The organism is Paracoccus methylarcula, from assembly GCF_003007735.2.
Lineage (GTDB): Bacteria > Pseudomonadota > Alphaproteobacteria > Rhodobacterales > Rhodobacteraceae > Paracoccus > Paracoccus methylarcula.
This window is the reverse complement of record NZ_PXNQ02000005.1, coordinates 164,022-186,550: the sequence shown is the minus strand read 5'-3', so window position 1 is coordinate 186,550 and position 22,529 is coordinate 164,022. Positions and strand designations below refer to the sequence as shown.

Annotated in this window: 26 protein-coding genes; 14 read left to right on the top strand and 12 right to left on the bottom strand. The window is 61.2% G+C overall.

Features of this window, described 5'->3' with window-relative positions; translation table 11 throughout:
* Positions 1-5: 5 nt before the first annotated feature.
* Positions 6-1,028, bottom strand: coding sequence for a glycosyltransferase (locus tag A7A09_RS09845; RefSeq protein WP_170167069.1), 1,023 nt, complete (start codon positions 1,026-1,028; stop codon positions 6-8).
* Positions 1,029-1,226: 198 nt separating this feature from the next.
* On the opposite strand from A7A09_RS09845, the gene A7A09_RS09840 reads away from it, so the two are divergent.
* The 9 genes from A7A09_RS09840 to A7A09_RS09810 all read left to right on the top strand — a co-directional run bounded on the left by A7A09_RS09840 (position 1,227) and on the right by A7A09_RS09810 (position 9,182).
* On the top strand, positions 1,227-2,684 hold the full coding sequence (locus A7A09_RS09840; RefSeq protein ID WP_211341091.1) for an NfeD family protein: 1,458 nt from the start codon (positions 1,227-1,229) through the stop codon (positions 2,682-2,684).
* Between the two features lie 2 nt (positions 2,685-2,686).
* Positions 2,687-3,466 (top strand): slipin family protein, encoded by a 780-nt coding sequence (locus A7A09_RS09835; protein WP_106691231.1) that lies wholly within the window; start codon positions 2,687-2,689, stop codon positions 3,464-3,466.
* 162 nt (positions 3,467-3,628) lie between these two features.
* Positions 3,629-4,837 carry a M20/M25/M40 family metallo-hydrolase gene (locus A7A09_RS09830; RefSeq protein WP_106691230.1) on the top strand — a complete coding sequence of 403 codons (1,209 nt, stop codon included), beginning with the start codon at positions 3,629-3,631 and terminating at the stop codon, positions 4,835-4,837.
* Between the two features lie 177 nt (positions 4,838-5,014).
* A complete protein-coding gene (araD, locus tag A7A09_RS09825) occupies positions 5,015-6,754 on the top strand; it encodes an L-arabinonate dehydratase (protein ID WP_106691229.1) in 1,740 nt (579 codons plus the stop codon).
* A gap of 11 nt (positions 6,755-6,765) precedes the next feature.
* Positions 6,766-7,083, top strand: a complete 318-nt coding sequence (locus A7A09_RS21435) for a dihydrodipicolinate synthase family protein (protein ID WP_245999258.1) — start codon at positions 6,766-6,768, stop codon at positions 7,081-7,083.
* Positions 7,083-7,277: a hypothetical protein gene (locus A7A09_RS21430; protein WP_245999257.1), complete on the top strand. Its 195-nt coding sequence runs from the start codon at positions 7,083-7,085 to the stop codon at positions 7,275-7,277. The genes A7A09_RS21435 and A7A09_RS21430 overlap by 1 nt, the downstream gene beginning before the upstream one ends.
* The gene (locus A7A09_RS21425; protein ID WP_366465814.1) at positions 7,214-7,663 is read left to right on the top strand and encodes a dihydrodipicolinate synthase family protein; all 450 of its coding nucleotides are present in this window, start codon (positions 7,214-7,216) and stop codon (positions 7,661-7,663) included. Before A7A09_RS21430 ends, A7A09_RS21425 begins: the two co-directional genes overlap by 64 nt.
* A 17-nt stretch (positions 7,664-7,680) precedes the next feature.
* The gene (locus tag A7A09_RS09815; protein ID WP_106691342.1) at positions 7,681-8,391 is read left to right on the top strand and encodes a ribonuclease activity regulator RraA; all 711 of its coding nucleotides are present in this window, start codon (positions 7,681-7,683) and stop codon (positions 8,389-8,391) included.
* Positions 8,392-8,423: 32 nt separating this feature from the next.
* Positions 8,424-9,182, top strand: coding sequence for an HpcH/HpaI aldolase family protein (locus tag A7A09_RS09810; RefSeq protein WP_170167068.1), 759 nt, complete (start codon positions 8,424-8,426; stop codon positions 9,180-9,182).
* 80 nt (positions 9,183-9,262) lie between these two features.
* Here the strand turns inward: A7A09_RS09810 and fghA are convergent, their stop codons facing one another.
* The 7 genes from fghA to hrcA form a co-directional block, all read right to left on the bottom strand.
* Positions 9,263-10,096 carry an S-formylglutathione hydrolase gene (gene fghA / locus A7A09_RS09805; protein WP_106691227.1) on the bottom strand — a complete coding sequence of 278 codons (834 nt, stop codon included), beginning with the start codon at positions 10,094-10,096 and terminating at the stop codon, positions 9,263-9,265.
* Complete coding sequence (locus A7A09_RS09800; protein ID WP_106691226.1) at positions 10,086-10,607, bottom strand: GNAT family N-acetyltransferase; 522 nt, start codon at positions 10,605-10,607, stop codon at positions 10,086-10,088. Before A7A09_RS09800 ends, fghA begins: the two co-directional genes overlap by 11 nt.
* Positions 10,604-11,236, bottom strand: a complete 633-nt coding sequence (locus tag A7A09_RS09795) for an ATP-dependent Clp protease proteolytic subunit (protein WP_106691225.1) — start codon at positions 11,234-11,236, stop codon at positions 10,604-10,606. Before A7A09_RS09795 ends, A7A09_RS09800 begins: the two co-directional genes overlap by 4 nt.
* A 78-nt stretch (positions 11,237-11,314) precedes the next feature.
* Complete coding sequence (locus A7A09_RS09790; RefSeq protein ID WP_106691224.1) at positions 11,315-12,442, bottom strand: S-(hydroxymethyl)glutathione dehydrogenase/class III alcohol dehydrogenase; 1,128 nt, start codon at positions 12,440-12,442, stop codon at positions 11,315-11,317.
* Between the two features lie 98 nt (positions 12,443-12,540).
* Complete coding sequence (gene gfa, locus A7A09_RS09785; RefSeq protein ID WP_106691223.1) at positions 12,541-13,125, bottom strand: S-(hydroxymethyl)glutathione synthase; 585 nt, start codon at positions 13,123-13,125, stop codon at positions 12,541-12,543.
* 331 nt (positions 13,126-13,456) lie between these two features.
* A complete protein-coding gene (locus tag A7A09_RS09780) occupies positions 13,457-13,999 on the bottom strand; it encodes a nucleotide exchange factor GrpE (protein ID WP_106691222.1) in 543 nt (180 codons plus the stop codon).
* A gap of 8 nt (positions 14,000-14,007) precedes the next feature.
* The gene (gene hrcA / locus A7A09_RS09775) at positions 14,008-15,063 is read right to left on the bottom strand and encodes a heat-inducible transcriptional repressor HrcA (RefSeq protein ID WP_106691221.1); all 1,056 of its coding nucleotides are present in this window, start codon (positions 15,061-15,063) and stop codon (positions 14,008-14,010) included.
* 72 nt (positions 15,064-15,135) lie between these two features.
* On the opposite strand from hrcA, the gene rph reads away from it, so the two are divergent.
* From rph to A7A09_RS09750, 5 genes are read left to right on the top strand one after another with little or no spacing between them, the layout of a single operon-like run.
* The gene (gene rph / locus A7A09_RS09770; RefSeq protein WP_106691220.1) at positions 15,136-15,849 is read left to right on the top strand and encodes a ribonuclease PH; all 714 of its coding nucleotides are present in this window, start codon (positions 15,136-15,138) and stop codon (positions 15,847-15,849) included.
* Positions 15,846-16,454: an RdgB/HAM1 family non-canonical purine NTP pyrophosphatase gene (gene rdgB / locus A7A09_RS09765; protein ID WP_106691219.1), complete on the top strand. Its 609-nt coding sequence runs from the start codon at positions 15,846-15,848 to the stop codon at positions 16,452-16,454. Before rph ends, rdgB begins: the two co-directional genes overlap by 4 nt.
* Positions 16,447-16,821: a RidA family protein gene (locus A7A09_RS09760; RefSeq protein ID WP_106691218.1), complete on the top strand. Its 375-nt coding sequence runs from the start codon at positions 16,447-16,449 to the stop codon at positions 16,819-16,821. The genes rdgB and A7A09_RS09760 overlap by 8 nt, the downstream gene beginning before the upstream one ends.
* Positions 16,818-18,011 carry a radical SAM family heme chaperone HemW gene (hemW, locus tag A7A09_RS09755; RefSeq protein WP_106691217.1) on the top strand — a complete coding sequence of 398 codons (1,194 nt, stop codon included), beginning with the start codon at positions 16,818-16,820 and terminating at the stop codon, positions 18,009-18,011. The genes A7A09_RS09760 and hemW overlap by 4 nt, the downstream gene beginning before the upstream one ends.
* The gene (locus tag A7A09_RS09750) at positions 18,012-18,365 is read left to right on the top strand and encodes a YbaN family protein (protein ID WP_106691216.1); all 354 of its coding nucleotides are present in this window, start codon (positions 18,012-18,014) and stop codon (positions 18,363-18,365) included.
* Positions 18,366-18,417: 52 nt separating this feature from the next.
* Here the strand turns inward: A7A09_RS09750 and A7A09_RS09745 are convergent, their stop codons facing one another.
* Genes A7A09_RS09745 through mnmG form a run of 4 tightly spaced genes read right to left on the bottom strand, consistent with a single transcriptional unit; the run spans position 18,418 to position 22,529 of the window.
* Entirely contained in the window at positions 18,418-19,302 is an 885-nt protein-coding gene (locus A7A09_RS09745; protein WP_106691215.1) for a ParB/RepB/Spo0J family partition protein, read from the bottom strand.
* Positions 19,299-20,084 (bottom strand): ParA family protein, encoded by a 786-nt coding sequence (locus A7A09_RS09740; RefSeq protein ID WP_106691214.1) that lies wholly within the window; start codon positions 20,082-20,084, stop codon positions 19,299-19,301. Before A7A09_RS09740 ends, A7A09_RS09745 begins: the two co-directional genes overlap by 4 nt.
* Positions 20,077-20,673 carry a 16S rRNA (guanine(527)-N(7))-methyltransferase RsmG gene (rsmG, locus tag A7A09_RS09735; protein WP_106691213.1) on the bottom strand — a complete coding sequence of 199 codons (597 nt, stop codon included), beginning with the start codon at positions 20,671-20,673 and terminating at the stop codon, positions 20,077-20,079. Before rsmG ends, A7A09_RS09740 begins: the two co-directional genes overlap by 8 nt.
* Positions 20,670-22,529, bottom strand: coding sequence for a tRNA uridine-5-carboxymethylaminomethyl(34) synthesis enzyme MnmG (gene mnmG, locus A7A09_RS09730; RefSeq protein ID WP_170167067.1), 1,860 nt, complete (start codon positions 22,527-22,529; stop codon positions 20,670-20,672). The genes rsmG and mnmG overlap by 4 nt, the downstream gene beginning before the upstream one ends.

Genomic DNA, 22,529 nt, shown 5'->3' with positions numbered 1-22,529 from the left:
CAGCCTTAGCGCTCGCGATCCGTTCCGGAGATCACTGCCGCCATGCGATGCACCTCGTCCATTCGCCCGCGGCGGCGCAAAAGCCCGTCGCGGATCCCGATCCACATCAGGCGCCGATAGGCAGGGCGCTGCGCCGGAGCGGCATGGCGGGCGCGGCGCGCCCATATGACGACATACCAGGCAAGCGCCAGCGGAAAGATCAGCGGTCCGGCCGAAGCACGGGCAATGTCGACGCCGTTACGGCAGTGGTAATAGATCTTCCACAGCGGATGATAGACGAAATTCTGGTCCATCGAGCCGCAGTCATGCACGAAGCGGGTCGCCGGATCGAAGAACATTCTCAGCCCCGCCCGGCGCAGCCGCAGGCTGTACAGGATATCGTCGCCATAGATGAACAACCCGCCTTCCGGCAATCCGGCCTTCCGCCATCCCTCACGGGACACGAAAAAGCCGACGAAGGAAGCCGTGTCGATTTCGACAAGCCGGTTTGCGGCAGGACCGGGGGCGGGAATATAGGCCTTGTCAGGCTGCTTGAAACCGGCGCGATTGCCTCGAGTCAGCGTCGCCCAGATCATTCCTGGATGCCAGAACGGGTTATGGCCGGGCCGGTTCATTTCGGCCGGGCTTCCATTGGGGGAAAAGACGGCCGCCGCCACCGCTCCGGTATCGGGCGGCAAAGCCGAAGCCGTTTCCGCAAATATCGACAGCGCCTCTCTCTCCGGCCAGGCATCATCGTCCAGAAGCAGGATCCAATCGGGTTCCTCCTCGGCGATCAGCCAATTCATCCCGGCCTCGAAACCACCTGCCCCACCGCAATTCTCGGCCATGGTCAGGATCTTGAGACGGGGATCGTCCTGCGCCGCCAGAAATTCGGCGGTGCCGTCGGTCGCGGCATTATCGACCACCACGACCCGCGCGGGGCCGCTGTCCAGCAATAGGGGCAGGGTCTCGCGCAGCCGGTCCAGCCGGTTATAGGTCACAAGAACTGCTGCAATGCGGGACGGTGCTGGCGATATGTCCTGGGTCACAACGGGTTCCTTGTAAAACGCTTTGCAGGGTGGTTGCTGGCGAGGGTGCCGGCCGAATTTCCCGCGGGAGATAGCACCAAGCGGTGCCGCTGGCCACCATCGGCACGGAAAATCCTGCCCCTGCCGCGACCGCATTGCCTGGCCCCGGGCATTGTTGAGCACCCCGGCGGCGCCTATATTGATACGAGGGAGGCGAAAGTGCCACATTTCAGGCGACTGCGTCGCCTCGCTGCGACCATTGCCGTATCGATGATGGCCGTATTCCCCGTGGCGGCGCAAGAGAGCGACGAAGCCGACGCCCGTTCAATAGTGCTCATGTCCGCGATCGAGGGTCCCATCGGACCGGCGACGGTCAAGCATATCAATCGTGTCATCGGCCTTGCCGAGGACCGGGCGGCGGCGGCCGTGGTGCTGCGGCTGAACACACCCGGCGGCCTGGCGGATGCGATGCGAGAGATCATCTCGGAGATTCTTGCCTCGGACGTGCCCGTGATTGGCTATGTCGCGCCTTCGGGCGCGCATGCTGCAAGTGCGGGAACCTATATTCTCTATGCAACGCATGTGGCCGCCATGGCCCCCGGCACCAATCTCGGCGCAGCCACCCCCGTTCAGATCGGCGGAATGCCCGACGGGTTTCCCGGCTCTTCGCCCGAAGAAGAACCCGGAACGGATGACAGGCAGACAGGTGACGATGCAGCCGGGAAAGAAACTTCGGAACAAGAGAAAGATGACCTGAGGCCAAAGGATGCCATGACCGCCAAGGCCACAAATGATGCCGTGGCACTGATCCGCAGCCTGGCCGAGATGCATGACCGCAACGCCGATTGGGCAGAGCGCGCCGTACGCGAAGCTGCCAGCCTTTCGGCAAATGCGGCGCTTAAGATGAACGTGATCGACCTCGTGGCAGGAGATGTGCAGGAACTCCTTGCCGCGGCGGATGGGCGAAGCGTCGAGATCGCTGGCGCGTCACGGGTCCTGAACATCGCCGGCCTGCCCGTGGAAACCATCGAGATGGACAGGATCACCCGTATCCTGAGCGTCCTGTCCAATCCGAACGTGGCGCTGATCCTGATGATGATCGGGATCTACGGGCTGATCTTCGAGTTCTGGAATCCCGGAGCGGTGGTGCCGGGCGTGGTGGGTGCGATCAGCCTGACGCTTGGGCTTTATGCGCTCAATCAGTTGCCGCTCGATTATGCCGGACTTGCGCTCATCGGGCTGGGCATCGCCTTCATGGTGGTGGAGGCATTGACCCCGACCTTCGGCATACTCGGCTTCGGCGGGCTGGGTGCCTTCGTTCTGGGGGCGTCGATGCTGATCGACACGGATGAGCCCGCCTACCAGATCTCGTGGTGGATGATCGGCACCATGGCGGCGGTCAGCGGCGCCGTTCTGATACTGCTTCTGGGCTTCACCCTGCGCTTCTATCGGGCCGTGCCGGTGGTCAGCGGCCGGACGCGGATGCTCAACAGCCCCGCCAGCGTTCAGGAATGGTCCGGCACGGAGGGATTTGTCTGGGCCGATGGTGAACGCTGGCACGCGGAAGGTACCGCCGGTCTGGTTCCCGGCCAGACAGTCCGTGTGCGTGAGGTCGCGGGCCTGACGCTGATCGTCGAGGCCGACCCCGACGCAAAGGCTCCGGAAAGGAAAGGTTAATCATGCAGATCGACATATTCGACTGGATATTCCAGTTTGCGGCCATCGTGCTGGTGGTCTTCGTTGTCTACCACGCCATTTATATCTTCCGCGAATACGAACGCGGTGTGATCTTCACATTGGGGCGGTTCACACGGGTTGGCGGGCCGGGCCTCGTGTTCCTGATCCCCTTTGTTCAGCAGGTCGTGCGGACCGATCTGCGGATGTTCGTCGAGGATGTACCAAGCCAGGACGTGATCAGCCGCGACAATGTTTCGGTCAAGGTCAATGCGGTGATCTATTTCCGGATCGTCGATCCTCAGCGCGCCATCATCAATGTCGCCGATTTCGCGGTCGCGATCAGCCAGTTGGCGCAGACGACACTGCGCTCGGTCCTCGGCAAGCACGAGTTGGACGAGATGCTGGCCGAGCGGGACAAGCTGAACGTGGACATCCAGGAAATCCTCGACCGTCAGACCGAGGCCTGGGGCATCAAGGTGGCCAATGTCGAGATCAAGCATGTCGATATCGACGAAAGCATGGTTCGGGCAATCGCCAAGCAAGCCGAGGCCGAGAGATTGCGGCGGGCAAGGGTGATCAATGCCGAGGGCGAGCAGCAGGCGGCGGCCAAGCTCGTCGAGGCCGGCAGGATGCTGGCGACGCAGCCCAACTCCATGCAACTGCGATTTTTCAACGCGCTCAACGACATCACGACCGAGAAAACCAATACGATCGTGTTCCCGCTTCCCGTCGATCTCCTGCCCCAGGGGATGATGGGCAGGGAAAAAAAGGACAAGGCGTGAGCCCTGCTCATATCCCGCGCGGGATGATCCGTTTCGTCGGGATGCCACCGGATTCCGGGAACGGGAACCGGCAGGGTGAGCATGCGATTTCGGGCTTGCCTGACACATCCGCAAATATCAAACCACGGTCAATGCCTGCCGGAACCAGAATGGGAATAGCGAATGACATATGACGTGGCCGAGATCATCTCTTCCGACGCCTTCAAGAAAGCCCAGGACATATTGCGCCGCCAGCATGATCTCTTCGTCGAGGAGATCGTCGAACTGACCGAGATCCCCGCCCCGCCCTTCAAGGAAGAGCGCCGGGCAAGACATTACGAGCAGAAATTCCGTGAACTCGGACTTGATGGGGTTCATCGCGACGAGGAAGGCAATGTGCTGGGCGTCCGGCGCGGACGCGGCAATGGCCAGATGATCGTGGTGGCGGCCCATCTGGACACGGTGTTTCCCGAGGGAACAGATTGCACCGTGCGCCGCGAGGGCAGCAAGCTTTTCGCGCCCGGCGTGGGCGACGACACGCGCGGACTGGCCGTCCTGCTGGCCTTCATTCGCGCCCTCGACGGTGCCGGGATCACGACCGAGCAGGATCTGCTTTTCGTCGGGGATGTCGGTGAAGAGGGCAAGGGCGATCTGCGCGGCATTCGCTACCTGTTCACCAAGGGCAAATACCGGGACCAGATCGCCGGTTTCTTCACGGTAGACGGGCTCAGCCTGGAAGAAATCACTACCGTCGCGGTCGGCTCTTACCGGTACCGCGTCAGTTTCCGGGGGCCGGGTGGGCATTCCCTGTCGGCATTCGGCACGGTCAACCCGGCCTATGCGCTTGGCACATTGCTGGACGGCATGTCCCGATTCGAGGTGCCAGAGACGCCCCGCACGACCTATTGCGCATCGACCTTCGGGGGCGGAACCTCGATCAACGCGATTCCCGAGGAGGTCTGGGTGGAAATCGATCTGCGTTCGGAAGGACAGAAGGAACTAGACGATCTCGATACCGCGATGCGGAGCCTGGTCGATCGGGCAGTCAAGGTGGAGAATGCACGCGCCGACATATCGGATGGCGCGATCTCGGCCGAGATCACGCAGATCGGCAATCGTCCGGCCGGGGCCACGGCGCATGATTCCCGCATTGCACAGGCGGCTTTCGCCTCGCTTCCGCATTTCGGCTTTGAACCCAGCACGGGCGCGAGCTCGACCGATGCCAATATTCCCATGAGCCTTGGCATCCCCGCAATCCGGCTTGGCTCCGGAGGCACGGGCGGGCGCGCGCATTCGCTGGACGAATGGATCGATGTCGAGACGGAAGAATCCCTGCGAGGTCTCTATGCCGGATTGGCGACGATACTTGGAACAGCAGGCATGGCGGAGTGATGGTTCAGGCTGATGATAACGTATACATCATGACTGCCTGAAATCACCCCTCAAACCTCAAAATCAAACCATATATGAGACAAATGTTGAGGTAATCTGCAGTTGATCCGCCTTGACCCTCTCTCTATGAAAGCGCATACATGGATGCGTTGGCCGAGGTGAGGGAGGTTCGTCAGCATGGGAGACAGGGTCAAAACCGCGGCAGATCTGCGTTCTGCGCGCTGGTTCGCGCCGGATGATCTGCGCAGTTTCGGGCATCGTTCACGGCTGATGCAGCTTGGCTATGCCGAAGAGGATTTCCGCGACAAACCTGTGATCGGTATTCTCAATACCTGGTCTGAACTCAACAGTTGCCATGCCCATTTCCGCGAACGCGCGCAGGACGTGAAGCGCGGCGTCTTCCAGGCGGGCGGCTTTGCGGTCGAACTGCCCTCGCTGTCGGTGGACGAAAGCTTCACCAAGCCGACCTCGATGCTTTATCGCAACATGCTGGCGATGGAGACCGAGGAAATGATCCGCTCGCACCCGTTGGATGGCGTGGTGCTGATGGGCGGTTGCGACAAGACCACGCCGGGGCTGGTCATGGGCGCGATCTCGGCAGGGGTGCCGATGATCTACCTGCCGGCCGGGCCGATGCTGCGCGGCCATTATGCCGGCAAGATCCTCGGCTCGGGCTCGGATGCGTGGAAATACTGGGACGAGCGCCGCGCCGGGAATATCTCGGACGAGGAATGGCTGGGTGTGCAGGGCGGCATCGCACGCTCGGCGGGCACCTGCATGACGATGGGCACCGCCTCGACCATGACGGCGATCACTGACGCGATGGGGCTGACCCTGCCCGGCGCTTCCTCGATCCCGGCGGTGGATAGCGGCCATCAGCGCATGGGTTCGGCCTGCGGGCGGCGCATCGTCGAGATGGTGTGGGAGGATCTGACCCCCGACCGGATCGTCACCGAGGCGTCCGTCCGCAATGCCGCCATCGTCGCCATGGCCACCGGCTGTTCGACCAATGCCGTGGTGCATCTGATCGCAATGGCCCGGCGTGCGGGCATCGACCTGACGCTTGACGATCTGGATGCCTTGGGCCGGGTGACTCCGCTGATCGCCAATGTCCGGCCTTCGGGCAAGGATTACCTGATGGAGGATTTCTTCCAGGCGGGCGGGCTGCGCGCGCTGATGAAGCAGATCGAGGACCGGCTGGACGGCAGTGTCCTGACCGTGACCGGCCGCAGCCTTTCCGACAATCTGGAGGGGGCCGAGGTCTATAATGACGATGTGATCCGGCCTTTGTCGAACCCGGTCTATCAAGAGGGCTCGCTGGCCGTTTTGCGCGGAAACCTGTCCCCGGATGGCGCGATCATCAAGCCCGCCGCCTGCGATCCCAAGTTCCATGTCCATGAAGGCCCGGCGCTGGTTTTCGACAGCTATCCCGAGATGAAGAAGGCGGTCGATGACGAGAGCCTGCAGGTGACTCCGGATCACGTGATGGTGCTGCGCAATGCGGGGCCGCAGGGGGGCCCGGGCTTTCCGGAATGGGGGATGCTGCCGATCCCCAAGGCCCTGATCAAGCAAGGCCATCGCGACATGCTGCGGATTTCCGATGCCCGCATGTCCGGCACGTCATATGGGGCCTGCGTGCTGCATGTCGCCCCCGAAAGCCATGTCGGCGGGCCTCTGGCGCTGCTGAAAACAGGCGATACCGTGCGGCTGGATCTGCCCGCGCGGCGGTTGGACATGCTCGTGGACGAAGATGAGCTTGCCCGTCGCCGCGCCGAATGGACCCCACCCCAACCCCACTATCAGCGCGGCTATGGCTATATGTTCCAGCGCCACGTCACGCAGGCCGACAAGGGCTGCGATTTCAACTTCCTCGAAGCCGGATTCGGGCATGCCGCCGATGAGCCGGATATTTTCTGAAGGAAAAGCGGATGACCAAGGATCTCGATCAGGCCCTCACCGGCATTTCCGGCATTCTCGTGACCCCCTATGACGCGGATGGAGAGATCGCGCCGGACCGCCTGCCCCCGATCATCGACCGGGCGCTTGCAGCCGGAATGCATATCCCCGTGGTCAACGGTAATACCGGCGAATTCTATGCCCTGACCACCGGGGAAGCCATCACCATGGTCCGCGAGGTGGCAGGGATGGTCGCCGGACGCGCACCGCTTCTGGCCGGGGTGGGGCGCGGCATCCGCGACGCCTGCGCTTGGCGAAAGCATCGGCCGAAGCCGGGGCAGCGGCGCTGATGGTCCATCAGCCGCCCGATCCCTTCGTCTCGCCACGCGGAACGGTGGATTACCTCAAGGCCGTCAGCGATGCGGGCGACGGGCTGCCGATCATGCTCTACCTGCGCAACGACGCCATCGGCACGCAGCTATCGCCGATCTCTGTGCCCTGCCCGGCGTCCGAGGCGTCAAATGGGCGACGCCGAACCCGCTGAAGCTGGCGGCGGCCAAGGCAGCCTGCGATCCCTCGATCGTGTGGGTCGGAGGACTGGCCGAGATCTGGGCCCCCGCCTTCTATGCCGTCGGGGCGCGGGGCTTCACCTCGGGGCTGATCAATATCTGGCCCGAACGCTCGATGGCTATCCACGTGGCACTGGAGGCAGGCGATTACGCGGGCGCAAATGCCCTGATCGCCGGAATGAAACCCTTCGAGGATATCCGCGCCGAGGAACTGAACGGCACCAATGTGACCGGCGTCAAGGCCGCGCTTCAGGCAACCGGCCATGATTGCGGCCCGACCCGCCCACCTTCCGCATGGCCGCTGACCAGTGCGCAGCAAGCGAAGATGTCCGAATTCCTGGCTTCAGTGGGACTGACATGAACGCAGGAGAAACCGGAATGGACAATGAAATTCGCGACAAGCTGAAAAGCGTCTCGGTAGCGACGCTGGCCACGGCGTTATTCAAGCGTGGGCTGCGTCAGCAGGTGATCCAGGGCGTGCATCCCATCGCGCATAAGGGCGGCAACATGGTCGGCCCCGCCTTCACTTTGCGCTACATGCCCGCGCGCGAGGACCGCAACCAGTTGACCGAGTTCCGCAACCCCGAACATCCGCAGCGCGTGGCCATCGAAACCTGCCCCGAAGGCCATGTGCTGGTCATGGACAGCCGCAAGGATGCCCGCGCCGCCTCGGCGGGCGACATCCTCTTGACCCGGCTGATGAAGCGCGGGGCGGCGGGGGCCGTCACCGATGGCGGCTTCCGCGATGCCGACGCCATCGGCAAGCTGGACATGCCGGTTTATCACCAGCGGCCCTCGAGCCCGACCAACCTCACCCTGCACGAAGCCATCGAACTGAACGTGCCCATCGGTTGCGGCGATGCCCCGGTCTTTCCCGGCGACATCATCGTGGGCGACGCCGATTGCGTCATCGTGATCCCGGCGCATCTGGCCGGCGAAGTTGCCGAGGAAGCCGTCGAGATGAGCATCTACGAGGATTTCGTGATCGAGCGGGTGCGCGACGGCGAAGGCATCATCGGCCTCTATCCCTGCACGCGGGACGAACATCGTGCGGCATTCGAGAAATGGCGGCAGGACAAGGGGCGCTGAACGGCCCGCACAGGCGAAAGGACATTTTTGGCATGACGCGCAATCCTTTCAAGACGGCGCTGCGGGAGCGTCGCAAGTTACCGGGCTTCTGGCTTTCGCTCTGCTCGCCCACGGTAACCGAGATCGCCTCGCAATCCGGCGCGGACTGGCTGCTGGTGGATATGGAGCATTCGCCGGGCGATCTGTCGCAGATCTCCGATCATCTGCGCGCCGCGACCGGTGGCGGGGCCGAGGTCGTCGTCCGCCCACCCTTTTCCGAACCGGTGATGGTCAAGCGGCTTCTCGATATCGGCGTACGCAACCTGATGTTCCCGATGATCCAGACCGCCGAGGACGCGCAGCAGGCGGTCAGTTGGACGCGCTATCCTCCTCGCGGCATTCGCGGCATCTCGGCAACGGTGCGGGCCAATCGCTATGCGCGGCAAAAGGACTACCTGCAAACCTATACCGAGGACATGACCATCATCCTGCAGGTCGAGACTCCGCAGGTCGTCGCCAGTATTCCCGGGATTGCCGAGGTGGAGGGCGTGGATGCGATCTTCATCGGACCGGGCGATCTTGCCGCCTCGATGGGGCATGCGGGAAACGTCTCCGCCCCCGAGGTGCGCGCCAAGATCGTCGAGGCCGTGTCGCTGATCCATGAAGCGGGGCTTCCCGCCGGTATCCTCGGCTATGGCGAAGAAACCGCTAGGGGTTATTTCGAAACCGACGGGATCGAATTCGTCGCCATTGCGGGCGATGCCTGGCTATTGGCACGGCATATGGACCGGATGGTGAGCGCATTCAAGTAATGCGACACCTCCGGGACAGGCCGGATCGCAGTTGCCGATCATACCCGCCCGGATCGAAACGAAACCATGAGCTGAAATCCTCAGATCAGCCGCTCCGCATGCCACATGACATGATCAGCCATGAAACTCTGCACGAAGAAATAGCTGTGATCATAGCCCGGTTGCATGCGGAACTGCCCCGGCTGGCGGCGGGCCATCATCGCATGCGCCAGCGATTCGGGCTTGAGCAGGTCAAGGAACTGATCACTGCTGCCCTGGTCGATCAGAATCTCGCCGGGATAGCCCCTTTCCGTCATCAGGACGGTTGAATCATGCGCGCGCCATGCGGCACGATCATCCCCCAGATAGGCGGTCAGTTGCTTCCTACCCCAATCCGACTCGGTCGGATTCGCAATGGGCGCAAAGGCCGAGACGGATCTGTAACGTTCGGGATGAGTCATGGCGATGGTCAGCGCGCCATGGCCGCCCATCGAATGTCCGGTGATGCCCATCGCATCGCGGTCGATGGCGAAATTGTCGCTGAGCAGCTCGGGAAGTTCATGCACGACATAATGCCACATCTGGAAATGCGGCTTCCATGGATCCTGCGTGGCATTCACGTAAAAGCCCGCGCCCTTGCCCAGATCATAGGCCTCGTCATCCGCCACGTCATCGCCGCGGGGCGAGGTATCGGGAAAGACAATGGCGATGCCCGCCTCGGCGCACCATTCCTGCGCGGCGGCCTTGGTCATGGCGTTCTCATGGGTGCAGGTCAGCCCCGACAGATACCACAGCACCGGCACCCGGCCATGCTGCGCTTCTTCGGGCAGGAACAAGCCGAAGGTCATATCGGTCCCGGTAGCCTGCGATCTGTGGCGGTAAACGCCCTGCGTGCCGCCAAAGCTGCGGTTCTCGGAAAGGGTCTCAAGGCTCATCGGATTCTCCCTTCAATTCTTGGAACATGACCAGCGCATCCACCGGCCCCTGCTGCGGGTGAAGAAACGCGCGTGGCAGCCGTCCGACAATCTCGAATCCGGCTTTCTGCCACAAATGGACGGCATCGGCATTGGTCGAGACGACGAAATTGAACTGCATCGCCCGGAAATTCTGCTCCCTTGCCCAGATCTTGGCGTGTTCGACCAGAGCGCGGGCAACGCCCTTGCCCCGTGCCTGCGAATGCGTGGCAAAGGAAGCGTTGGCGACATGCGCCCCGCCTCCGGGCCGGTTCGCGCCGATATGGCTGGTGCCAAGGATTCTGCCATCGATCTCCGCCACGAAAGCGGTAAACGGATGCGCTAACCAGTCGGCCAGAGCATCCTCGCGCCCGATATCGCGCGGGATGCAATAGGTTTCCCCCGCGCGATAGACCGGTTCGAGGATCGCCCAGATCGCGTCGCGATCGGCTTCATGGGCGGGGCGGATCGTGACCTCCCCGCGCGGGTTCATTTCAATTCGTCCACGCTGCGGATGACCTTGCCCAGCAACCCGTATTCAAGCGCCTCTTGCGTGTTCAGCCAGAAATCGCGCTTGGTGTCTTGCTCGATCCGCTCGGCCGTCTGGCCCGTCGCCTCGGCAAAGATCTCGTTCAGGCGCTGACGCATCTGACGGATCTGTTCGGCCTGGATCATCATGTCGGACGAAGTCCCGCCGATCCCGCCCGAGGGTTGGTGCAGCAGGAAACGGGTATTGGGCAGACAGAAGCGGTTCTTCTTCTGCGCGCCGACGAAGATCAGTGCGCCCGCACTTGCCACCCAGCCCGAGCCGATGGTGCGCACGGTGGGACGGATGAACTTGATGACGTCATGAATCATGTCACCCGATTCGACATGGCCGCCGGGCGAGCTGATCAGCATATTGATCGGATCGTCACCATCCTCGGCCAATGCCAGCAGATGCGCCACGGTGCGCTGCGCCAGCTTGTCGTTGATCGTGCCCGCGACAATCACGGTGCGCGATTTGAAATAGAGCTTGCCGATATTGTCGCCTTCCGGAAGGCCCAGCCCGTCCTTGTCGCCCTTTTGCGGTTCGTCCTCTTCCTGATCGTCGTCGTCATCGTCCAGCCATTGGTGCCGCATGGGACCGCTCTCCTTCATTCGCATGGCAACGGCGGGACCGGAGCCCCGCCGTTTCACTACCTAAGCAGCCGTGAAGGATCAGTAAAGCACGACCGAACGAATCGACTCGCCGTGATGCATCAGGTCGAAGCCCTTGTTGATGTCATCCAGAGGCATGGTGTGGGTGATCATCGGGTCGATCTCGATCTTGCCATCCATGTACCAGTCGACGATTTTCGGCACATCGGTGCGGCCCCGCGCGCCACCAAAGGCAGTGCCTTTCCAGACCCGGCCGGTGACAAGCTGGAATGGACGGGTGCTGATCTCGGCCCCTGCGGGTGCGACCCCGATGATGACAGACTGGCCCCAACCGCGATGGGTGCATTCCAGCGCGTCGCGCATCACCTTGACATTGCCGGTGGCGTCGAAGCTGTAATCCGCGCCGCCGATCTGGTCGAAGGGCGTCTTGGTCAGCTCGACGATTTCCTGCACGGTATTATCGACATTCTTCGGGTTGACGAAGTGAGTCATGCCGAAACGCTCGGCCATCTCCTTCTTGTCGTCGTTCAGATCGACGCCGATGATCATGTCCGCTCCGGCCAGGCGCAGGCCCTGGATGACGTTGAGGCCGATACCGCCCAGTCCGAAGACCACGGCCTTGGCACCGATTTCGACCTTGGCGGTGTTGATCACCGCGCCGATGCCGGTGGTCACGCCGCAGCCGATATAGCAGATCTTGTCGAAAGGCGCGTCCTCGCGGACCTTGGCGACGGCAATCTCGGGTAGCACCGTGTAGTTCGAGAAGGTCGAGCAGCCCATATAGTGATGGATCGGGGTGCCGTCGGGCAGGCTGAAACGGGAGGTCCCGTCGGGCATCAACCCCTGCCCCTGTGTCGCGCGGATCCGGGTGCAGAGATTGGTCTTGCCCGACAGGCAGGACGCGCATTCGCGGCATTCCGGGGTATAGAGCGGGATCACGTGATCACCGGGTTTCACGGAGGTCACGCCAGGGCCGACCTCGACCACGACACCTGCGCCTTCATGGCCCAGGATCGAGGGAAACAGCCCTTCGGGATCGGCACCCGAGCGGGTGAATTCGTCGGTATGGCAGATTCCGGTCGCCTTGATCTCGACCATGACCTCGCCTTCTTTCGGCCCTTCGAGATTGACCTCCATCACTTCCAGCGGTTTGCCGGCCTCAAGGGCTACGGCTGCACGAGTTTTCATCGCAGTTCTCCTATCAATCTCAACAGCTTCTTGTCATGGCCGAAAGGGCCGGCTGCTGCGGCCCCGTCGCATTTCGGTTTCAGCCGGACGGACCGCCGTCAAGCGGGTAGCGCGCCGGATTTCTTTGCCACATGGGTCGCGATCGCGTCCATCAGGGGTGGCGACAATGCGTCATAGGGCTCCAGCCCAAGCTCGCGCAGACGCGACCGGATAGCGTCCATCTCCGACGGATCGACACCCGATTCGATGATAGAGCTGACAAAGGCGGCGAATTCAGGTGCAGACCAGCCGTCCTCGGATGACAATTCCGTATGAACGAAATCGAGGCCGTAGAACGGGTGATCCTTGTTCTCTATGCGGCCATACATATGCACGCCACAATCGCGGCAACGATAGCGCTGGATCGGTGCCTCGGCATTGACGACTTCCAGTTTGTCCGCGTTTTCAGTGACTTCTACCGCATCGCGCGACACGACGGCGATCTGGCTGAAAACCGCGCCGTCCGGTTTCCAGCACTTGGTGCAGCCACAGACATGGTTATGCGCGGTCTGTGCGCCGACCCGCACCTTGACCGGATTGCGGGCGCAGTGACAACTGAGCGTACCACCGGAAAAGTTCGGGTTTCCTGATTTGACGCCGTTATCGACGGCAGGATGAATCTTCACCCCTGCTGGATTTGCCATGGTCCCCTCCTCCGATGACCTATTACCTTCCCAAGCGTCGCGCGGACGGGAAAAAACGGCAAGTCAGCGGAAGGTTGTAGCATCGCGGTTGCAGGGAGGCGCAGAACGAGGCGGCAACGGCTGCACGCAGGCAACGCATGTTGCCGAGGTAACGCCCGATGTCACGCGTGGATCCGCGATCAGGCCCTGGTTTCATTGAGGGTAATGCCGGAAGGATGTCGGAGGGCTGGATCGCCGGGATATGACATTACTTCTGGGACAGGCGCACCAATGCTTGCCCGGGGAGCCTTGGACCCCGATTCCGGGCAAGAAGCTTGTGGCCAGGAAAGCCTCAGCTTTCCTGGGTCGAGGAGACGCCCACCTTGGCCGGGCGCAGCAGGCGGTCATGCAGGCGGAAGCCATTATCCATGACCTGGATGATCTCTCCGGCCTTGGTGCCGGGGACGGCGGCCTCGAACATCGCCTCGTGATAGGTGGGATCGAATTTCTCACCGGGCTCGGGCCGGATCACGGTGATCCCATGCTTGCTGAAGACATTCGACAATTCGCGCAGGGTCAGTTCGACCCCTTCGATCAGGGCCTTGGCGGCCTCCCGCTGTTCTTCCCCGGCGGCATCCAGGGCACGGGTCAGCGCGTCATGAACGGGCAGCAGGTCGCGGGCCAGACGCGAGCCGCCATATTGCTCGGCGTCGCGGCGGTCCTTGTCGGCACGCTTGCGGGAATTTTCCGCGTCGGCCAGCGCACGCATGAACTTGTCGCGGAATTCATCCCGTTCGGCCGTCAGCCGTGCGATTTCGTCGGCCAGATCCTCGATCTCGGCGAGCTGATCCTCTTCGGTGATGTCTTCGGTCGGCTGTTCGTTCTGCTCGTTCATTCCAAATCTCATCCTTTCCGGCCGGACAGCACCCGCCCGACCAGCTGCGCGGTATAATCGACGATCGGCACGATGCGGCCGTAATTCAGCCGAGTCGGTCCGATGACGCCAACCGCGCCTACAATCTTTCGGTCGGCATTCATATAGGGTGAAACCACCAGAGCGGAACCCGAAAGTGAAAAAAGCTTGTTCTCGGCGCCGATAAAAATGCGCACGCCATCGCCTTGCTCGGCCAGTTCGAGAAATTCGACGATATCGCGTTTGCGTTCGAGATCGTCGAACAGCACGCGGATGCGGTCGAGATCGGCGGCCTCGCTGTCCAGCAGATTCGCCCTGCCCCGCACGATCAGGCGCGGATCGGTTTCCTCGCTGTCCCACAGGGCGAGACCGGACTGGACCAGATCGGCGGCCAGGATATCCAGTTCGCGCCGTCTTTCGGCGAGCTGACGGGTCATGTGGCTGCGCAATTCGGCCAATGTCTTGCCTTCGGCCATGGCGTTCAGGAAGTTGCCCGCCTCGCGCATCGAGGACGGGGTCTGGCCCTCTGGCGGGATGAAGATGCGATTCTCGACATGGCCATCGGCGAAGACCAGCACGACAAGGGCGCGGTCCGGCGCGAGGCTGACGAATTCGATATGGCGGATCGGGGCCTCGTGCTTGGGCATCAGGACCAGCGAGGCGCCATGCGTGATCGAACTGAGTGCGGTGCTGACCCGGCCCAGCAAAGCGCTGGTATCCGAATCGTCATTGCCGAGCGTGCGGTCCATCATCGCCTGATCGTCGGGATTGACGGCGTCGACCTCCATCATTCCGTCCACGAACAGCCGCAGACCCATATGCGACGGCAGGCGCCCCGCAGAGACATGCGGGCTGTCGAGCAGGCCCATGAACTCGAGATCCTGCATGACATTGCGGACGGTGGCGGCGCTCACCTTCTCGGACAAGGCCCGGGTCAAGGTGCGCGAGCCCACCGGCTCTCCGGTTTCCAGATAGGTCTCGACCACCCGGCGAAAGATTTCGCGGGAGCGGTCGTTCAGTTCTGACAGCAGCGTTTCCTGACTCATGACCTTCACGGGCTTGCGTGACCGGGGCGCGGGGCGGTATTGGGCAGCCAATCATCAATGAAAGGATTACCCATGCGCCCTTCTGGCCGGAACTTAAGCCAAATGCGCCCGATTTCAATCGAAACCGGGGTGATGCGGCACGCCGAGGGGTCGTGCCTGATCCGCTGCGGCAACACTCATGTGCTGTGCAGCGCCTCGATCGAGGATAACCCGCCGCGCTTCCTGAAGGGTTCGGGCCTTGGCTGGGTGACGGCGGAATACGGGATGCTGCCGCGCGCGACCAATACCCGCAACCGGCGGGAAGCGGCACAGGGCAAGCAATCGGGGCGGACACAGGAGATCCAGCGGCTGATCGGGCGCAGCCTTCGGGCCGGGATCGATCGGGTTGCCCTGGGAGAGCGGCAGATTACCGTGGATTGCGATGTGATCCAGGCGGATGGCGGCACGCGCTGCGCCTCGATCACCGGAGGCTGGGTGGCACTGCGGCTTGCTGTTAACAAGCTGCTGGGGGCCGGGGTGCTGACCAGCGATCCGATCGTGGATCACGTGGCGGCCGTAAGCTGCGGGATATATGCGGGTCAGACGGTGGTCGACCTGGATTATGCCGAGGATAGCGAGGCGGGAACGGATGGCAATTTCGTCATGACCGGCGCGGGCCGGATGATCGAGGTGCAGATGTCGGCAGAAGGCGCCACATTTTCGCGCGACGAGATGGGGCAGCTTGTCGATCTGGCCGAGGCAGGCGTGGCCGAGTTGGTGGCGGCGCAGAAGGCTGCATTGGAATGAGGAAGTTCACAGATAAGCGCCTGCTGGTGGCGACGCATAACGCCGGGAAGCTGGCCGAGATGCGGGCACTGCTGGCTCCCTATGGCGTCGAAATCGTGGGCGCGGCCGAGCAGGGTCTGAGCGAGCCTGTCGAGACCGAGGACAGTTTCCTGGGCAACGCGCGTATCAAGGCGCAGGCCGCGGTCGAGGCGACCGGATTACCGGTGCTGGCGGATGACAGCGGTATCAGCGTCGATGCCCTGAACGGTGCTCCGGGGGTCTACACGGCGGATTGGGCCGAAACCGGCAATGGCCGCGATTTCGGCATGGCGATGGCGAAGACCTGGGAAGCGCTGGAAGCACGGCAGGCGCCCGAACCGCGCATTGCACAGTTTCGCTGCACGCTTGTCCTGATGTGGCCTGACGGACATGAGGAGGTTTTCGAGGGGGTATTGCCGGGACGTGTCGTCTGGCCTCCTCGTGGGGCCGAGGGGCATGGCTATGACCCGATCTTCATGCCGGACGGGCATGGGATCACGTTGGGGGAAATGGCTCCGGAGATGAAGAACCGCCTCAGCCATCGGGCACTGGCCGTTGAGAACATGATAGGAGGTTGTTTTGAATAAAATTTCCACAGGTTCGCCGTTTGAGGCCACGATGGGCTACAGCCGTGCCGTGGTGAAGGGAAACTGGTGCTTCGTATCGGGCGTTACAGGTTATGACTACACCACGATGGCCATCCCGGAGACAGCGGCCGAGCAGGCGCAAAACTGCTTTGACACGATTTTCCGGGTTCTGGATGAGGCTGGCTTTGCTCCCGACGACATCGTCCGGGTGCAATATACCGTAACCGATGCGGCTTTGGTGGAGGAGATTACCCCGGTACTGGGCAAGAACCTGGGTGAGATCAGACCGGCGGCAACCATGGTGGTTTGCGGGTTGATCCGGCCAGAGATGAAGGTCGAGGTTGAAGTGACCGCGATGCGCGAATGAGCAATGCTGCGCTGACACGGTCATGTTTCACGCCGGAGGAGGATTGGCGGGCCGGGGGTTTCGGCCTGTATGTCCACTGGCCGTTCTGCGCCGCCAAATGCCCCTATTGCGATTTCAACAGCCATGTTGTCGAGCGTGTCGACCAGGAGCGTTGGGCCAATGCATTATGCGCCGAGATCGCACGGTTGGCCGAGGAATTGCCGGGCCGGCATCTGGACAGTATCTTTTTCGGCGGCGGCACTCCGTCTCTGATGATGCCCGAAACCGTGGATAGGGTGATCCGGGCCGCAAGGGCAGGCTGGGGATTTTCCAACGAGATCGAGATCAGCCTTGAGGCCAACCCGACCAGTGTCGAGAAGGGGCGCTTTCGCGGCTATGCCGAGGCGGGAGTCAATCGGCTTTCGATGGGCATACAGGCACTGAATGACGAAGATCTGAAACGATTGGGGCGGTTGCATTCGGTCGCCGAGGCGCGGGCGGCTTTCGATGTGGCCCGGGATTGCTTTGGGCGCGTCAGCTTCGACCTGATCTATGCGCGGCAGGGGCAGAGCATCGGAGCGTGGCGGACAGAGCTGCGCGAGGCGCTGGCCATGGCCGTCGATCACCTGTCGCTTTATCAATTGACGATCGAACCGGGAACGGCATTTGGAGCGCGGGCCGAAGCCGGTAAATTGCGGAATCTACCCGATGACGATCTGGCCGCAGACATGTATCTGGAGACCCAGGAGCTCTGCACCGCCGCAGGCATGGCTGGTTACGAAATATCCAATCATGCGGCAGCCGGGTCCGAGAGCCGCCACAACCTGGTCTATTGGCGGCAGGGAGACTGGGCCGCAGTCGGCCCCGGTGCGCATGGCCGGATCACCCTGCCCCAAGGCCGTATGGCAACCGAAGCACATCGCGCGCCCGGTGCGTGGCTGGAGGCCGTCGAGCGGAATGGAACGGGGGAACTGCCGCGGGTGTTGCTGTCGTCAGAGGATCTGGCGGTGGAGTATTTGTTGATGGCGATGCGGTTGGCGGAAGGTCTGGATGAGGAGAGATATTCGCGACTTGCCGGACAATCTCTTGATGCCGGGGCGCTGGTCCGGTTGGAGGAATGGGGGATGATCCATCGATCGGATGGACAATTGCGGGCCAGTTCTGCCGGACGGCCTGTTCTGAATGCAATTTTGCGTGAATTGGTCGCCTGAATGAACATCATCTGGTATTTTACTGGCATATTGGCTCTAGGTTTAGGGGCTATAGGGGTGATCTTGCCGGTCATGCCGACAGTGCCCTTTCTCTTGGTCGCCGCTTGGGCATTCGCTCGTTCTTCGCCTCGGTTACGGCAGAGAATACTGGATCACGCAACCTATGGTCCTTATGTCCGGGCATGGCAGGAGCGTGGTGCCATCGGCCGAACTGCCAAACTCTGGGCGGTTGCAGCGATGAGCACTGGTGTTGCGATGGCGATATGGATCGGCCTGCCGCTCTGGCTTGTTGCGATGCAGATCACGATTTGTGCGGCGGTCGGGCTTTATGTGGTGACACGCCCGGAAACATAGTCAAGCCGGGGACATCATCTGCCCCCTTGGGGAGGAGGCAGACAGGAGTGTTTCACCTGTTCCCGCCCAGAATCTGGCAAAGCTGATCGAGTTGATCGAGATCGCGATAGGTGATGGAGATCTGCCCGCCATCCATACCGGCATGCTTGATCGCGACCTTCATTCGCAGATGTGCCGAAAGGTCGGATTCCAGCGCTCGCGTATCCGCATCCTTTTCCTGCTTACGAGCGCTTGCCTTGTTCTCTTTGGCAGCGGGCTCCGATTGCTTGCGCACCAGTTCTTCGGTTTCTCGTACGGACAGGCCTTTTTCGACGATCTTGCGCGCAAGCTGTACCGCATTGGGCGCAGTTATGAGTGCACGCGCATGTCCCGCGCTGAGTTGTCCGCCCTTGACCAGTTCTTGAACCGGATCCGGAAGATTCAGCAAACGCAGTAAATTGGCGATATGGCTGCGGCTCTTGTTGAGCGCCTCGGCCAATTTTTCCTGGGTATGACCGAAGCGATCCATCAATTGGCGGAAGGACGTCGCCTCTTCGATCGCATTCAGATCGGCGCGCTGGATATTCTCGATAATCGCGACTTCGAGCACTTCGGCATCGGAAAGCTCGCGTATGATCACAGGCAACTCATGGAGCTGCGCCATCTGCGCCGCACGCCAGCGGCGTTCTCCGGCGACGATCTGGTAAAGACCCCGGTCCTTGGGATGCGGGCGCACGATCAGCGGCTGCAGGACCCCACGGCTCTTGAGGGAGTCGGCGAGTTCGCTGAGAGCCTCAGGCTTGAATTGACGGCGCGGCTGATCCGGATTCGCAGTGATCTGCTCGATCGGGATCATCGAACGATCCTGAGGTTCGGGGGTGGTGACATCCATATCGGCCATCAGGGCGGAAAGGCCGCGGCCAAGACCACGTTTGGCGGTTTTGCTGTCGGACGTCATGCGGCCTCCGGCGTAAGGTTGAGACGTGCGGCGAATTCGGCCGCAAACTGGCGATAGGCGGCGCTGCCTTTTGAATTCGGATCGTAGATCAGCACAGGCAGGGCGTGGGACGGTGCCTCGGACACGCGGACATTGCGCGGTATCACCGTCGGGTAGATCAGTTCGCCAAGAGTCGCCCTTGCATCAGCCTCCACTTGCTGCGACAGGTTATTCCGATAATCCGACATTGTCAGTAGTACCCCGTTCACGCGCAGCGCCGGGTTGGCTGTCTGGCGGACCTGCCGAACCGATGTGAGCAATTGGGAAAGCCCTTCGAGTGCATAGAATTCGGCCTGAAGCGGAACAAGCACAGCATCGGCCGCAACCATGGCATTGACGGTGAGGAGACCGAGTGCAGGGGGGCAATCTATGAGGATGATCTTGCCCGGCGCTGCGTTCTGGAGCTTTCTGCGCAAGAGCCGGGTGCGGTCTGCGGAACTGGATAGTTCGACATCTGCGGAGGCGAGATCCGGGGTCGCGGGGACGATTTGCAGATTCTCGATATCCGTATCCTGAGTCACTGCCTCAAGGGATTCCTCCCCTACTAACAGATCGTAAACCGTATGATGACGCCTGTCCGGATCTATGCCGAGGCCGGTCGATGCGTTTCCCTGTGGATCCAGATCTATGAGAATCGTCCGGTGCCCTGCCTGGGCCAGGGCCGCACCAAGGTTGATTGCCGTGGTGGTTTTTCCGACCCCACCCTTTTGGTTTGCAATCGCCACGATATAGTGGTCAGGCATCCGAAACCTCGCTTATCTTGAGAATGGCGGCCCCCGCCTGAGTATTACTGGCTATTGTTTCCAGCTCAAATTTCCAATGCTGACGCGCTTCATCCACTTCGGCTTGCCATTTCTCGCCCTTCATCAGCCAAGCCTGCCCATCTTTTGCCAAATGTCGATCAAGATATGGCATAAGGCGTGGTAGCGGAGCAAGTGCTCGTGCACTCAGATAGGCGGCATCCAGCGGATCCCTCGCCTCGATTCGGATGTTATCTATCCTGGTGTTGCTGAGGCCGAGTTGACGAACCACGGAGCGAAGAAATGCCGCTTTCCTTTGGTCGCTCTCAAGAAGCACGAATTGAATGGGGCGGGAGGCAAAAGCGATGGCCAGAACGATTCCGGGCAGCCCGCCTCCGCTGCCCAGATCCGCCCATATGCCCTTATCCGGATCTGCATTTGCGCAGATCTGCAGACAATCATCTATATGGCGAGACCTGAGCTGCGGAATAGTGGAGGGAGAAACGAGATTTATTCGAGGATTCCATCGTATCAGTAGATCCTGATAGGCATCCAGGCGATCCTGTGTTTCACGTGAAACATTCTCGATCATGCGCGCTTTCGTCCTGCCTGCCGCGCAATCGCGATCAACAATGTCAGCGCAGCTGGTGTCATTCCCTCGATTCTTGCCGCCGCCGCCAGAGTCGCGGGCTGCGCCTGTGAAAGCTTGCCGCGGAGTTCCGAAGACAGGCCCGCAATATCGGCATAATCCATATCGACGGGGAGTGTGATCGCCTCGTCGGCTCTCAGTGCTTCCGCGTCCCTGCTCTGGCGATCAATATACTGGTGATATAGGGAATCGTTGATCAGTTGCTGCAATGTCTCCGGCGCAAGATCGTCAAGCCATGGAGCGATATCGCGCATCTTACGGTCCGGGATATCGGCCATGCCCAGCAAGGCGAAAACGGAGCGTGATTGTCCGTCGAGCCGAACATGGATATCTTTTCGTTTCAATTCCGTCGGCGAATATCGCTCTTGCTCAGCCCTCATCCGGGCTTCCTCGTAGCGTCCCTGCCGTTTTGTGAAAGCCTCTTTTCGCGTATCTCCAACGCAACCAATGGCGATACCAACAGGGGTCAGACGCTGATCCGCATTGTCCGCCCTGAGGGTCAGCCGGAACTCGGCGCGTGACGTAAACATGCGATAGGGCTCGCTGACACCGCGCGTAACCAGATCGTCAATCATGACACCGATATAGCTGTTGGTTCGGCTGAACAGAACTGGAGTCTCGCCTTTCGCAAAAAGCGCTGCATTGAGGCCGGCGACCAAGCCTTGGGCCGCTGCTTCTTCATAGCCTGTCGTGCCATTGATTTGCCCGGCAAGATAGAGTCCCTTCGCAGCCTTAAGACGCAATGTCGAATCGAGTGCACGCGGATCGACATAATCATACTCGACCGCGTAACCTGGCTGCAGGATTTCAGCCTGCTCCAAGCCTCGGATTGATCGAACATAAGCCACCTGGATCTCGGCCGGCAAGGAGGTCGAAATACCATTCGGATAGACGGTGTAGTCGTCCAGGCCCTCCGGTTCCAGAAATATCTGATGGGATTGTTTGTCCGAGAACCGCACCACCTTATCTTCTATAGACGGGCAGTAACGAGGTCCCCTTCCCGATATGCTCCCGCCATACATGGCGGAACGCTCAAGATTATTGCGTATGATGTCATGGGTTTGACTGTTGGTATGGGTTATAGCGCAACTGATCTGCCGTTGTGACGGAGCCTCGCTGAGATACGAGAACATGACCGGATCGTCGTCGCCCGGTTGTTGCTCCAGCGCAGCCCAATCTATGGTGCGGCCATCAATACGCGGCGGTGTACCGGTTTTAAGGCGACCAAGAGGCAGTTCAAAGCGTTCAAGCGATTCCGCCAAGCTGTTCGAAGCGTCGTCGCCCCACCGGCCCGCGGCGCGACTTACGTCACCAATATGGATAATGCCGTTTAGGAAAGTCCCCGTTGTCAGGATCACGGCAGATGCCCCGATGCTCGTCCCGTCAGCGAGCTGAACACCGTCTACCTCGTGCGAATTTCCCGAAAGTGCAGCAACTTCACCAAAAATCAATTCCAAGCCCGGAATTGTTAAGGCTTCACGATACGCAGCGTCACGGTATAGTGCCCTGTCCATCTGGGCTCGAGGCCCCTGTACAGCCGGGCCTTTACGGCGATTCAAGAGACGAAACTGAATTCCGGCCCGATCAGCAAGACGCCCCATCACGCCGTCCAAAGCGTCGATCTCGCGCACCAGATGGCCTTTTCCAAGCCCTCCAATTGCGGGGTTACATGAAAGCGTCCCGATATCGCTCTTGCGCATCGTCACCAGTGCGGTTTGCGCGCCCATGCGGGCGGCTGCCGCAGCAGCCTCCAGCCCGGCATGACCGCCGCCAATCACGACAACATCAAAATGTTTCAC

Coding starts and splice junctions, on each gene's coding strand:
- A7A09_RS09835 (WP_106691231.1), top strand. CDS start 2,687: ATGCAGATCGACATATTCGACTGGATATTCCAGTTTGCGGCCATCGTG.
- A7A09_RS09830 (WP_106691230.1), top strand. CDS start 3,629: ATGACATATGACGTGGCCGAGATCATCTCTTCCGACGCCTTCAAGAAA.
- araD (WP_106691229.1), top strand. CDS start 5,015: ATGGGAGACAGGGTCAAAACCGCGGCAGATCTGCGTTCTGCGCGCTGG.
- A7A09_RS21435 (WP_245999258.1), top strand. CDS start 6,766: ATGACCAAGGATCTCGATCAGGCCCTCACCGGCATTTCCGGCATTCTC.
- A7A09_RS21430 (WP_245999257.1), top strand. CDS start 7,083: ATGGTCCATCAGCCGCCCGATCCCTTCGTCTCGCCACGCGGAACGGTG.
- A7A09_RS09815 (WP_106691342.1), top strand. CDS start 7,681: ATGGACAATGAAATTCGCGACAAGCTGAAAAGCGTCTCGGTAGCGACG.
- A7A09_RS09810 (WP_170167068.1), top strand. CDS start 8,424: ATGACGCGCAATCCTTTCAAGACGGCGCTGCGGGAGCGTCGCAAGTTA.
- fghA (WP_106691227.1), bottom strand. CDS start 10,096: ATGAGCCTTGAGACCCTTTCCGAGAACCGCAGCTTTGGCGGCACGCAG.
- A7A09_RS09800 (WP_106691226.1), bottom strand. CDS start 10,607: ATGAACCCGCGCGGGGAGGTCACGATCCGCCCCGCCCATGAAGCCGAT.
- A7A09_RS09795 (WP_106691225.1), bottom strand. CDS start 11,236: ATGCGGCACCAATGGCTGGACGATGACGACGACGATCAGGAAGAGGAC.
- A7A09_RS09790 (WP_106691224.1), bottom strand. CDS start 12,442: ATGAAAACTCGTGCAGCCGTAGCCCTTGAGGCCGGCAAACCGCTGGAA.
- gfa (WP_106691223.1), bottom strand. CDS start 13,125: ATGGCAAATCCAGCAGGGGTGAAGATTCATCCTGCCGTCGATAACGGC.
- A7A09_RS09780 (WP_106691222.1), bottom strand. CDS start 13,999: ATGAACGAGCAGAACGAACAGCCGACCGAAGACATCACCGAAGAGGAT.
- hrcA (WP_106691221.1), bottom strand. CDS start 15,063: ATGAGTCAGGAAACGCTGCTGTCAGAACTGAACGACCGCTCCCGCGAA.
- rph (WP_106691220.1), top strand. CDS start 15,136: ATGCGCCCTTCTGGCCGGAACTTAAGCCAAATGCGCCCGATTTCAATC.
- rdgB (WP_106691219.1), top strand. CDS start 15,846: ATGAGGAAGTTCACAGATAAGCGCCTGCTGGTGGCGACGCATAACGCC.
- hemW (WP_106691217.1), top strand. CDS start 16,818: ATGAGCAATGCTGCGCTGACACGGTCATGTTTCACGCCGGAGGAGGAT.
- A7A09_RS09750 (WP_106691216.1), top strand. CDS start 18,012: ATGAACATCATCTGGTATTTTACTGGCATATTGGCTCTAGGTTTAGGG.
- A7A09_RS09745 (WP_106691215.1), bottom strand. CDS start 19,302: ATGACGTCCGACAGCAAAACCGCCAAACGTGGTCTTGGCCGCGGCCTT.
- A7A09_RS09740 (WP_106691214.1), bottom strand. CDS start 20,084: ATGCCTGACCACTATATCGTGGCGATTGCAAACCAAAAGGGTGGGGTC.
- rsmG (WP_106691213.1), bottom strand. CDS start 20,673: ATGATCGAGAATGTTTCACGTGAAACACAGGATCGCCTGGATGCCTAT.